The sequence below is a fragment of the uncultured Actinomyces sp. genome (assembly GCF_963526355.1).
Classification (GTDB): domain Bacteria; phylum Actinomycetota; class Actinomycetes; order Actinomycetales; family Actinomycetaceae; genus Actinomyces.
The window spans coordinates 1-12,152 of record NZ_CAUROW010000058.1 but is presented as its reverse complement, the minus strand read 5'-3'; the positions used below and the strand labels follow the sequence as shown (position 1 = coordinate 12,152).

Here is a 12,152-nt window from a genome sequence, read left to right as displayed (position 1 = left end):
CGACGTGGCCGGCAACGTCGTCTACGTGCTCCTGTCCGCCTTCGTCATGATCTACTTGACGGACACCGCCGGACTCAACGCGGGCGTCGTCGGCACGCTCATGATGGTCTCCCGGCTCTTCGACGGCTTCTCGGACCTCATCTTCGGGGCGCTGCTGGACCGCACCAACACGCGAATGGGCAAGGCCCGACCGTGGATGCTGTGGGGATTCGTGGGTTGCGCCGCCATGATCATCGCGATCTTCGCGATCCCCGAGAGCCTGGGGGATACCGCCAAGTACGCCTGGTTCTTCATCGCCTACACACTGCTCAACGCCGTGTTCTACACGGCCAACAACATCGCCTACTCCTCGTTGACCGCACTCATCACCCGCAACAGCTCCGAGCGCGTGCAGATGGGCTCCATCCGTTTCATGTTCGCCTTCGGGACCAATCTGCTCATCCAGAGCATCACGGTCGGGGGCGTGGCGATGTTCGGCGGCGGCGCCGTCGGCTGGCGGACCATGGCCATCATCTATGCGCTGCTCGGCCTGGGGGTCAACACTCTGTCGGTGCTCTCGGTCAAGGAGCTGCCGCCCGAGGAGCTGGACGGCGAGAGCGAGGACGAGCCCAGGATGACAAGCTCTCGGTCGCTGAGTCCGCCAAGATGCTCGTGTCCAACAAGTACTACCTCATCATCCTCATCGTCTTCCTGCTGACCCAGATCTTCACAGCCATGCTCAATATGGGCATCTACTTCATGACCTACATCCTGGGGGATGCCAATCTGCTGGGGACCTTCGCCTGGGCCATCAACATCCCGCTCATCGTGGGGCTCATGATCACGCCGCTGGTGGTGAGCAGGTTCGGGGGCATGTACCGGATCAACGTCGTCGGGTACGTCATCGCCACGCTCGGGCGGCTCGGGGTGCTCATGGCGGCCTACCTACACAACGTCCCGCTCATGCTGGTCCTCTCCGGGATCGCGGCCCTGGGAATGAGCTCGCTGCAGGGCACGCTCAACGCTCTGATCGCCGAGGCCTCGGAGCACACCTGGCTGCGCACCGGCAAGCGCATCGACGGTCTCATGTTCTCCTGCACGTCTCTGGGCGTGAAGGTCGGAGGCGGCATCGGCACGGCCGTGTCCGGGTGGCTGTTGGCCGCCTCCGGCTACGACGGTGGCCTGAGCGTGCAGCCGGACTCGGCCATTCAGATGCTCTACGTCATGTACGTGTGGTTCCCGCTCATCGCCAACGCGCTCATCCTCTTCCTGCTCACCCGCCTCGACGTCGAGAAGGTCAATGCCCGTCTTAAAGAGCGGGCCGATGCTCGGGCCGGTGTCGGGGAGGCCGGTGGGGACTCTGTGGCTTCGGGTGAGGCCGGCGACGCCGTCGAGGGCCTGACCTCCGTGGCCGGGGCCGAAGAGTCGGATGGCTCGGCAGGCTGACGCAATGTGAACGACTGTGAATGACTCACGGGTGGGGGTGACACAGGCGGTGGCGCCATCGCTCCCACCCGTGTTCCGTCATGCCAGTACCGCGGCATAAAAAAACAAATGAAGTGCCAATGTGAAGTATATTGTGCTCATTTTGTAGCGCAGTGCGGCACATGTTACACCCATGGCCAAGATGGCCAGTGCTGCTGTCCAGTGTACTGGCGCAAACTTATACGGCATCAGGATCGCGTGTATTACGTAAAATAGGGTCCCCGTTCCTACTACTGCCAAAAATGGCGGGAGCCAGCGTTGGAGCCATGATTGCAGCAGGCCGAATGTCAGATACTGCTGCATGAACACGTGAACTGTTGTCATCAGAACGTAAGCCCAAGCAGGTATTTCGTCGATCGTTGCGAACAATCCCCCGACTCGGAGCGGCACGATGCTCAGCAGAAGAACTGCCGGTATTAGCAGGTACATGCTCCAGTGCCGCCGCAGGAACTCCTGATTGAGTGGTCGCTGCGTGATGAGTAGGACGGCGAGAAGCAGGCCGCATGCCACTGCTCCCACGACAATGCCTCCTGCTGTATCGTGCGGTAGGAGCCAGGTGCCGAGTGATGTCACGCCCACGGTCGGTGCCAACCACCAACCACATGCCCATATACCCAGCACCAGTGGTAGTCGGAACAACCAGGTGTGTCTCATATTTGTCATCGGCATCCCCTTCGTTTTTCTTTGGAGTGATGAGACTTATTCACGAGAGGGGCGATCGGCCTCTTGCTCGGGCGAATGTGGTGAGTGTTTTGTATCAAACAACCCTCCAGATGTCGATCTTAGCGTCGACGGGCCTCAATGCGTTTCGTTCTTTGGGTGCCTGATCGGTGTCCGATCCGTTCGGAGACGTTGACGCGGGAAGTGTCCCCGGTTATGGCGTCGACGCACAGTGGTGGCGCTATCTGTTGTTGGGGTCGATCCAACGCAGGTCGTTGAAACGGGTGAAGTTGCTGTCGAAGGAGCATATGCCTGTGCCGTTCTCGATGGCGAGGGCGGCCAAATGGGCGTCTGTGACGAGGTTTCCGTGCAGGTCGCCGTCAATGAGGAGCTGCCCGAGGGTGTCGCGGTGACGGCTGCCAGGAGTGGGAACCCAGGCCTGGTCGGCGTCCAGCCAGTCGGTGATGTAGCTCCAGGCGTCCGCAGGGGTCAGAGGGTTCGCAGTCACTCGCGGATGGGTGATGATGCGCTGGAACGCCATCAGCGACACCCATGGCAGTCCCACGCGCTCGACGCCGTTCATCACCTCGTCCAGCCATGTCTGTGCGGTGGCGTGGAAGTGGGACTTGCTGTCGACGGCGTAGAGCAGGACGTTGGCGTCAACGATCACCGGGTGTCCTCGGCGTCGGATTGATCGAGTAGCTCAAGAGTGCTGGCGATGTCGGTGACATCGACCTTCAGTCCGACGTCGGCCGTCCGCTGCCGGAAGCGTGTGGGCATCTTCTTCTGGGCCAACCCCGCGCGTGCGAGCTCGTTGACAGCCTCACCCAGACCTATGTGGTGCTTCCGGCGCAGGTGCTCTGCCGCAGCCGCGACCTCAGCCGTCGCGGCCGCAGGCGCTGAAGCCTCCGACGATGACGCAGAGGGCGGTGGTTCTGGCTCGGCCGGATGAGGCGCGAGGCGGTCCACAGGACTCGCGGGTGAGGGGTGAGAAGGGGAGCTCGTGGACGGTGACGCCGTCGCCCCAACCCGCGTTCCCGGGGCGGTGCGCAGGCGGAGTTCCATCTGCGCACCGCCCGTTGTCCTTGTCTTCGCCTGTGCCGGCGTCGAATGCGGATGGGAGTGCGCGAGTACAGGCGTGCAGGCCGGGTGGTTGAACTCTGAGGCACTATGAGTGCGAGCCCGGTCAAAAGGGTGCGATGCCGCACGGCCGCTGGCTCACGGCTGGGTGAACGCGCAGGTCAGCCCATAGGTGATGCTGACCGTTGTGATCGGCGAAACCTGGGGGCAGCCGATATGGATACGACAAACGTGAGGCCTTGGTGATCAGATCTCCACAGGATAGGCTTGCCTTGCTTATTGAGATCCGAGACGAATTTCGTGACATGGAGGCCGAGTGTTTCTCGCGAACCTGCTGATCGCCCTGCGGGAGGGTTTAGAGGCGGCTCTTGTCGTCAGCATCATCGTCGCCTATCTCGTCAAGGCCGATCGTCGTAACGCTTTGCCCAAGCTGTGGATCGGCGTCGGACTGGCCGCCCTCCTGCCTCTGGCCACCGGCGCCATCCTGACCTGGGGGCCCAAGACCCTCACCTTCCAGGCCCAGGAGATTCTCGGCGGCACCCTGTCCTTCGTTGCTGTCGGCCTGGTGACCTGGATGATCTTCTGGATGGGCAAGAACGCCCGCGAACTCAAGGGCGAGCTGGAGGGATCACTGTCCAGGACCCTCTCCGGGGACGGCTCCGGCTGGGGTGTCGTCTGGATCGCCGTCGTCGCCGTGGGCCGCGAGGGCGTCGAGACGGCCCTGTTCATCTGGGCCACCGTGCGCTCCAGCATCGAGACATCCACCATGCAGACGACGGCGGGCGTCGTCACCGGCCTCGCCCTGGCCATTGGTCTGGGCGTCCTCATCTACCAGGGCGCGGTGCGCATCAACTTCCGCATCTTCTTCGCAACCACCGGGTACTTCCTCGTCGTCGTTGCCGCCGGCATCGTCGCCTACGGCGTCGGCGACTTCCAGGAGGCCGGTGTCCTTCCCGGTATCATGAGCCACGCCTGGGACCTGTCCGCCCACCTGCCGGACAGCGCCTCGCCCCTCTACTGGCTCTATGTGCTGCTCCAGGCCATGTTCCAGCTCAACCTCCAGCCCACCGTGCTGCAGGCCGTCGGCTGGTGCCTCTACATCGTGCCGGTCCTGGTGCTGCTCACCCTCCAGATCCGGGGGGCGCGGCACTCGCCGCGCCGGGGGATCGCCGCCGACCAGCCCCATGAGACCGCCGATGACGTCAGTGAGGCCGTGTCCGACACCGACACGAGCAAGGTCTCCTGACCACCTCCGCAGACCCTCATCCACCACCGCCGCCTCACAAAGGAAAGACAGATGCCGATCATCAAGCGACGCAATGTGCTCACCCTGCTCCCCCTGACCGCCATGGGCCTGGGCCTGGCCGCCTGCGCCGACAACCCCAAGAACGCCAAGGGCGGCGCCTCGGGATCCGGCAGTGCCCAGGAGGTCACGGTGACCCTCACCGATGATTCCTGCCAGCTGTCCTCCACATCCTTCCCCTCGGGCGTCGTCACCTTCACCATCACCAACTCCGGCTCGGCGCCCAACGAGCTGGAGATCCTCACCGAGGACAAGCTCCAGATCATCTCCGAGCAGGAGAACATCGGCCCGGGCACCACCGCGAAGCTCACCACCTCCCTCAAGGAGGGCACCTACTACGCCGCCTGCAAGCCGAACATGGTCGGCGAGCTCAAGGGCGTCACCCAGCTGACGATCACCAAGGGCGCTGCCGTCGACGTCAGCGCCGACGAGGCCGAGGCGCGCGAGGCCGCCGTCACCAACTACACCGCCTACGTGCGCGATCAGGCCGGCCAGCTCCTCACCGCCACTCAGGGCTTCGTCACCGCCTACACCTCCGGCGACACCGCCACCGCCCAGAGCCTCTATCCGCTGGCACGTCAGTACTACGAGCGCATCGAGCCCACCGCCGAGTCCTTCGGAATCAAGGAGGCCGGAGACCTCGACGCCGCCCTGGACACCCGCGTTCAAGACCTCGCCTCCGGTGCCGGCAAGGCCGTCACCGATAAGGAGGTCATCGACGGCTGGACCGGATGGCACCGCATCGAGGCCGACCTGTGGGCCCAGGACCCCGCCAGCCCCTTCAAGTTCGCCGACGCCGCCGCCCGTCAGAAGGTCGCCGACCAGCTCAACGCCGACACCAAGTCGCTTTACGACCTTGTCTACGGCAACATCAACGGTACTGGCGGCAAGAAGTTCGAGCTCGAGCTCGAGGACGTCGCCAACGGCGCGGCCTCCCTCCTCGAAGAGGTTGCCACCACCAAGATCGTCGGCGAGGAGGAGACCTTCTCCCACACCGACCTCTACGACTTCCAGGCCAACGTCGAGGGCGCCAAGGTGGCCTACGGCAACGTCGAGGAGCTCATGAAGAAGAAGGACTCCAAGCTCGCCGAGAAGATCACCACCCAGTTCAAGGCGGTCGAGGACCTCGTTGCCGCGCAGGCGAGCGGTCAGACGGCTGATGGACAGAAGACCTACGTGGACTACTCCACCATCGCCTCGGTCCAGAAGGACGCCGGTGAGACCCCGGACAAGAACTCCTACACCGACGTGCAGCGCAAGTTCTCCGACGCCGTCAACGCCCTGAGCGAGTCACTGTCGCAGGTCGCCGGAACCATCCTCTGAGCGTCGTCGTCAACCCCGGAAGGAGCAGACAGTGAGTGGCAAGCCGGCTGACGAGTCGGACGAGGCGCAGGTCGCGACCGACGCGACCGGTCCGGAAGCATCGCAGGCGCACCAGGGGGCGGGAGCCCCGACGTCGGAAGGTCCGGGCGGCGGCTCGGAGGCCCCCGGCACCTCGGGAGAGCCCGATACCCCCGGCGCGTCCGAGGAGCCCGGAGAACCGGGCGAATCCGGTAAGTCCGACAAGCCCGACAAGCCCAGTGCCAGGGGAACGAGCCGCCGCGCCATGTTCACCGGTGCGGGCCTGGGCGCCGCGCTCGCGGGCCTGGCCGGTGTGGCCGGCGGGCGCGCCTGGGAGGCCTCCCGGCGCCCTGAGGACGCCATCCTCACGACCTACCCCTTCCGGGGTGACCACCAGGCGGGGATCACCACCCCCGCCCAGGACAACATGTTCACTGCGGCCTTCGACGTCTCCACCACCGACGTCGGGGAGCTGAAAACGCTCCTGTCCGACTGGGCCGTGGCCGCCGAGCAGATGACCGCCGGGGAACTCATCGGCGGACAGCCCAGCTCCAACAAGCAGCTGCCACCCAAGGACACCGGCGAGGCCTGGGGTTACAAGCCCAACGGCCTGACCATCACCTTCGGCGTGGGCAGGGGCCTGTTCGTCGACGCCGAGGGCAACGACCGCTTCGGCCTGGCAGCCAAGATGCCGGCGATTCTCAAGGAGGGCATGCCCTCCTTCTCCGGTGACCAGCTCCACGCGGCTCAGTCCGACGGCGACCTGCTGATCCAGGCCTGCTCCAATGATGCCCAGGTGTGCGTCCACGCTATTCGTAACCTCACCCGTATCGCCTTCGGGACCGCCACCCTGCGGTGGAGCCAGGTCGGGTACGGGCGGACGTCGTCGACCTCCGTGGACCAGGAGACACCGCGCAACCTGTTCGGCTTCAAGGACGGCACCAACAACATCAAGGCTGAGGACCCCGCTGACCAGCTCAACGAGCACCTGTGGGTTCAGCCGGGCGACGACGCAGCGGCGTCCTGGATGGCCGGTGGCACCTACTACGTGGCGCGGCGCATCCGTATGCTGGCCGAGGTCTGGGACCGTCTGCGGCTCATCGAGCAGGAGCAGACCATGGGGCGCGACAAGCGCTACGGGGCGCCGCTGAGCATCGCCAACCCCACGAAGTCCTCCGAGGAGTTCACGGCCGTGGACTACGCGGCCAAGAACGACAAGGGAGACACGCTCGTGCCGGCCGACGCGCACATCGCCGTCGTCTCACCGGAGCAGAACCAGGGGCGCCGGATGCTGCGCCGCGGCTACAACTACACCGACGGCTCCGACTCCCTGGGCCTGCTGCAGACCGGCCTGTTCTTCATCGCCTTCGTGAGGGATCCGCGCACGAACTTCTACCCGATCCTGGACCGCATGACCAGGAGCGACGCCCTCCAGGAGTACCTCAAGCACGAGGCCGCAGCCCTGTTCGCGATCCCGCCGGGCATCAAGAAGGGCGACACCATGGTGGCCGCCTCGCTCTTCAGTTGAGTGGCGGTTGGGCGGGCCCAGGGGAAGAGGCCTGCAGTGCGGGTGGGCATGATGGGCCCATGCGCGACATGAATGACCTCACCCGCCCCACCGTCCCCTCCGGCGCCATCCAGGAGCGCATGATCGCCGAGACCGAGGAGCGCCGCGGCATCGTCGGCCCGGCATCGGCCCTGCCCGACGACGCCGGCGCCCCGGCCGACCTGCGCGCCGCCCTGGGGGAGGCCATCGCAGAGCTGGCCCCGCAGATCGTCGAGCTGTCCCACGACATCCATGACCACCCCGAGACCGGCTACGAGGAGCACCACGCCGTCGCCTCGGTCGCCGCGCTCCTGCGTCGCCACGGCATCGAACCCGAGGTCGGCGTCTACGGCATGGACACCGCCCTGCGCGCCGAGATCCCCGGGACCACCGGGGCCGGTGCCACTGATGAAGTGTCCGGAGACTCCGGCGAACCGGCCGGCACCATCGCGATCCTCGCCGAGTACGACGCCCTGCCCGGCATCGGCCACGGCTGCGGCCACAACGTCATGTGCGCCAACTCCGTGGGCGCCTTCCTCGCCCTGGCCACCCTGGCCCGTTCCTGCCCCGGTGCCCTGCCCGGCCGCGTCGTCCTGCAGACCACGCCCGCCGAGGAGAACTCGACCGCCAAGGAGATCCTGTCCGTGCGCGGCATGCTCGACGGTGTTGATGCCGCCATCCAGACTCACTCCTACGCCCACGACGTCACCCACCAGACCTGGCTCGGCGTGCGCCGCCTGGAGGTCGTCTTCCATGGTGTGCCGGCTCATGCCGCCTCCCAGCCCTTCATGGGCCGCAATGCCCTGGACGCCGCCACCCTGGTCCTGACCGGCATCGGCCTGCTGCGCCAGCAGATGCTCCCCATGGACCGCCTCCACGCCATCATCACTGATGGCGGCCAGGTCCCCAACATCATCCCCGAACGCACCGAGCTGTCCATCATGGTGCGCTCGAAGTACCTCGAGACCCTCAAGGAGATCGCCGAGCGGGTCGAGGAGGTCGTCCACGGTGCCGCCCTCATGACCGGCACGGGCGTCGAGATCCTCACCTCGGAGTACTGCAACGAGGTTCCCGTACGCGACAACGGGCCCCTGCTGACCGCCTGGGTGCGCTCCCAGCGCGAGCGTGGCCGCGACCCGCTGCCCGCCGGGGTCCTGCCCGAGACGATCGCCGCCGGCACCGACTTCGGCAACGTCTCCCAGCGCGTGCCCGGCATTCACCCACTCATCAAGGTCACTGACCGGCCCGACATCGCCCTCCACACCCGTGCCATGTCCGAGGCCGCCGCCGCTCCCACCGGGGACTCGGCCGCTCTCGACGGTGCCTACGGGCTGGCCGCCGTTGCCCTGGACTGGCTGCACGACGCCGAGCTGCGCCGGGCCGTGCGAGCCGACTTCGAGGCCACCGGCGGAGCGATCGACGTCGCCGGATTCTGGGAGGAGTGAGCAGAGGCCGGCTTGGCCCTCACGTCACTGGGCGGCGGATGAGCAGTGCCCCGGGGTCGATGCGCACCCGCATGCTGCGTGCGGGTGCCAGCAGATCCCCATCGACCTCAACCAGGGCAGGGGCGGAGAGCTGGATGGTCACATCGGTGCCGCGCCGCAGCATCACCCGGCCCAGCGAGCGCCCGGACTCGGAGTAGTGGGCCGCGTAGGGTGGCAGCACTTGGCGCGCCAGGGAACTCCACCCGGCCAGACCGGCGACCGTGTCGATGGCGGCGACATCGAGCAGGCCGTCATCGGTACGGGCCTTGGGCAGTAGGGTGATTCCTGCCGGAAGGCGGCCGCCGTTGGCCACCAGCAGGTTGCGGGCCCTCAGGCGCTCCACGCGCTGCTCGCCGGCCTCGTCCAGGAGGCTGAGAACCAGGTCCATGCGCGGTGAGCCCAGGTTCTCCACGGCCGCCAGGGCGTAGGCACCCCAGCCGACGCGCGCTTTGAGGGCGGGGCGTGTGGAGGCCACCAGCCCGGCGTCGAAGCCGATCCCGGCCACCACCATGCAGGCGTGCTCGTCCCCGAGCGTGGGGCGGGTCCACTGGCGGGTCTTCCGGGTCGCCCTCTGGACCGCACGTACTGCCCGGGCCGCCTCGCTCGACAATGGTGACGGACCGGCTGAAGAGACTGCGCTGACTGAATCGGCTGAGTGGTTGGGCTCGTTCGGGTCCCCCGGTGGACCGGCGGTTCCGGTTGCCACTGCCGGGACGGGGTCGGCATCGGAGTCGTCCCAGGGCGCAGTCCTCACCCAGGCCAGGTCGGCGGGCAGGTCGACCCCGTAGGACGCCGCCCGGGCCGCGGCCCTTGGGGCGCCGACCGGTATCCCGAGGTTGCGGGCGGCCAGGTTCGCCGTTCCCAGAGGGACGATGCTCATCTGGACGCCGGTGCCGGCCACGCCGGCCGCCACCGAGCGCACGGTTCCGTCACCGCCCGCGGCCACCACCAACCGGGCCCCGGCGGCCAGGGCCAAGCGCGTCTGCATCGTGCCGGGCTCGGAGGGGCTCGTCTCCAGCCACACGGGTCCGGCGTAACCCGCTTCGCGCAGCTCGCGCTCCAGCAGGGTTCGTACCGCGGCGGTGGCGCGCGGCTTGGAGGGGTTGACGACGACACAGGCCAGCGGCTGTCCGGTGTGCGTCGTCGTGGCCCGGGTCCCGCCGTCGGAGAGCGAGCCGGTCATAGGGGCAGGTTAGCCGCCCGCGCGAACTCGATCATGACTATGGAGGAGGAGTGCGAGGCGAGACGGGCATGAGATGGTTCAGGGGTGTGGCCGGGCTTGTCTCAGGCCGCCGTCGAAACCATGGTCGGCGTGACGGGCAGGTCGGCCTCCCCGACCAGACGCGCGATGAGAGCGGCGAGCTGGGCGAAGTCGGCGCCCCGCGAGGAGGAGACCCGGTGGACCAGGCCCATGTGACGCACCGGGGCCTCGCCGCCGAAGCGGGCGACGCCGTACTCCGAGGAGGGGCTCAGCAGCTGCAGGGCGCCTTCGGGGATGATCGTCACGCCGGAGCCGTGGGCCACCATGCGGGTCACCGTCGACAGGGTGGTGGCCACCGCGACCGGGGGCTGGGTGCCGTAGCGCTGGCACAGTGCCAGGGTCTGGTCGCGCAGGCAGTTGCCCTCGTCCAGCAGGAGGAGGGGCTGGTCGTCGAGCTCGGCGGGGGTCACGTCCGTGCGCCCTGCCCAGGGGTGGTCGGCGGCGGTGAGGATGACGAGCTGCTCGTCGAACATCGGGATCGTGGTGGTGCGCTGGAGGTCATCCTCCAGGGCGATGATGGCGGCGTCGAGGCGTCCCTGAGCGAGCTGGTCGAGGTTGTCCCCGGTGACCATCTCGCGCAGGTCCAGCTCCATCTGGGGCAGGGCCTCGCGCAGGCCGTCGATGAGGACGGGGGCCAGGTAGGGGGCGATGGTGGGGATGATACCCAGTCGCATTGACCCGCTCAGGGCGGCTCCTTGACTGGAGGCGGCCTCGGTGAAGGCCTCGGCCGCCAGGACCGCGTCGCGCGCGAAGGGCAGGAGTGCCTCGCCCAGGGACGTGACCAGCACGCGGCGGGTGGTGCGCTCCACCAGCTCACCGCCGACGCGCTTCTCCAGAGCGGTGATGGCCTGGGACAGGCTGGGTTGGCTGACGCCAAGTGCCGTGGCGGCCTCGCCGAAGTGTTGGTGGTCGCACAGGGCTACGAAGGCCCGTAGCTGGGAGAAGGAGGGGGATGATGAGATCGGCATGAGTAGTGGTCCTGTGGTCGGGGCTCGCGCCGAGGCGATCGGCGAGCCGGATATGACGGAGTGGCAGAAAATTGGAGGCAGACGAGTGGTCGGGAAGACCGGGGAGAACGGTGCGGGCTCCGGCGCGGGCGAGCCGCCGACGTGGCGGTCCAATGGCGTCGTCGGGAACTATAGGTCACACCGATCGAAATAGATTGTATTCACAGGTGGATTAAGTTGGTAGAGGGATGTGGGTCACGTTTACTGCCAGGGGCTGGTGTGCGACGACGTGAACGTGTATAAAGCACACCCCTGTTATTCGCGCCTATCTCTCGGTTGATTCTTGGTCTTCGAGATGCTGAGCTCCTCTCGGGGTGCAGTGTCGGTCCGGGGTGTCCGACGTCGTTCCGGAGCTGATTTCGCCGGGTGTCGGATCCGCCACTGGTCTGTGGCCTCCGACTCGGGCTGCGTTCGGGATCCGGCCGGGCTGCGGTCTCGGGCGCACTCCTGACTACACTCAGGGTCATGATCGACCTGCGTGCGCTTCGTGAGAACCCCGAGCCCTTCCGAGCCAGCCAGCGCGCCCGTGGCGCCGACGTCGATCTCGTTGACCGCGTCATCGCTGCCGACGAGACCCGCCGTCAGGCGCTGGCGGCCTTCGAGAACCTCCGTGCCGAGCAGAAGCAGGTCTCCCGCTCCGTGGGGAAGGCCTCGCCGGAGGAGCGCCCGGCGATCCTGGCGAGCGCCAAGGAGCTGGCCGAGCAGGTCAAGGCCGCCGAGGCCGCCTCCTCGGCTGCCGCCGCCGAGCTCGACGACCTGGCCCGCCAGTTCGCCAATCTCATCGAGGGGGCGCCCTCGGGCGGCGAGGAGGACTACGTCGTCCTGCGGCATGAGGGCGGCGAGCCCCGCGACTTCGCCGCTGAGGGCTTTGAGCCCGCCGACCACCTGGCGATCGGTGAGGGCCTGGACATCATTGACACCCGCCGCGGTGCCAAGGTCTCCGGAGCCCGTTTCTACTACCTCAAGGGCTGGGGCATGCGCCTGGAGCTGGCGCTCATGACGGCGG

The 12,152-nt window shown here is 67.1% G+C and carries 8 protein-coding genes and 2 pseudogenes; 6 read left to right on the top strand and 4 right to left on the bottom strand.

Translation table 11 applies throughout. From position 1 onward, the window contains the following. Positions 1–1,425, top strand: a pseudogene (locus RWR81_RS10165) (MFS transporter); the annotation flags it as partial. 78 nt (positions 1,426–1,503) lie between these two features. On the opposite strand, the gene RWR81_RS10160 reads toward RWR81_RS10165, so the two are convergent. Further along, entirely contained in the window at positions 1,504–1,983 is a 480-nt protein-coding gene (locus RWR81_RS10160) for a type II CAAX prenyl endopeptidase Rce1 family protein (protein WP_314457421.1), read from the bottom strand. 382 nt (positions 1,984–2,365) lie between these two features. Further along, on the bottom strand, positions 2,366–2,794 hold the full coding sequence (locus tag RWR81_RS10155) for a type II toxin-antitoxin system VapC family toxin (RefSeq protein ID WP_314457419.1): 429 nt from the start codon (positions 2,792–2,794) through the stop codon (positions 2,366–2,368). Positions 2,795–3,520: 726 nt separating this feature from the next. Here RWR81_RS10155 and efeU point away from each other — a divergent pair. Genes efeU through RWR81_RS10135 form a run of 4 tightly spaced genes read left to right on the top strand, consistent with a single transcriptional unit; the run spans position 3,521 to position 8,839 of the window. Next, on the top strand, positions 3,521–4,450 hold the full coding sequence (gene efeU, locus RWR81_RS10150) for an iron uptake transporter permease EfeU (RefSeq protein WP_314457417.1): 930 nt from the start codon (positions 3,521–3,523) through the stop codon (positions 4,448–4,450). Between the two features lie 51 nt (positions 4,451–4,501). Further along, complete coding sequence (efeO, locus tag RWR81_RS10145) at positions 4,502–5,830, top strand: iron uptake system protein EfeO (protein ID WP_314457415.1); 1,329 nt, start codon at positions 4,502–4,504, stop codon at positions 5,828–5,830. A gap of 31 nt (positions 5,831–5,861) precedes the next feature. Then, entirely contained in the window at positions 5,862–7,376 is a 1,515-nt protein-coding gene (gene efeB / locus RWR81_RS10140; RefSeq protein ID WP_314457413.1) for an iron uptake transporter deferrochelatase/peroxidase subunit, read from the top strand. 59 nt (positions 7,377–7,435) lie between these two features. After that, on the top strand, positions 7,436–8,839 hold the full coding sequence (locus RWR81_RS10135) for a M20 family metallopeptidase (RefSeq protein WP_314457411.1): 1,404 nt from the start codon (positions 7,436–7,438) through the stop codon (positions 8,837–8,839). Between the two features lie 19 nt (positions 8,840–8,858). On the opposite strand, the gene RWR81_RS10130 is transcribed toward RWR81_RS10135, so the two are convergent. Together RWR81_RS10130 and RWR81_RS10125 are read right to left on the bottom strand one after the other, a co-directional pair. Then, complete coding sequence (locus tag RWR81_RS10130) at positions 8,859–10,061, bottom strand: diacylglycerol kinase family protein (RefSeq protein WP_314457410.1); 1,203 nt, start codon at positions 10,059–10,061, stop codon at positions 8,859–8,861. Between the two features lie 101 nt (positions 10,062–10,162). Continuing rightward, positions 10,163–11,107, bottom strand: coding sequence for a LysR substrate-binding domain-containing protein (locus RWR81_RS10125; RefSeq protein WP_314457409.1), 945 nt, complete (start codon positions 11,105–11,107; stop codon positions 10,163–10,165). A 504-nt stretch (positions 11,108–11,611) separates the two neighbouring features. Here RWR81_RS10125 and RWR81_RS10120 point away from each other — a divergent pair. After that, a pseudogene (locus RWR81_RS10120) lies at positions 11,612–12,152 on the top strand (serine--tRNA ligase); the annotation flags it as partial.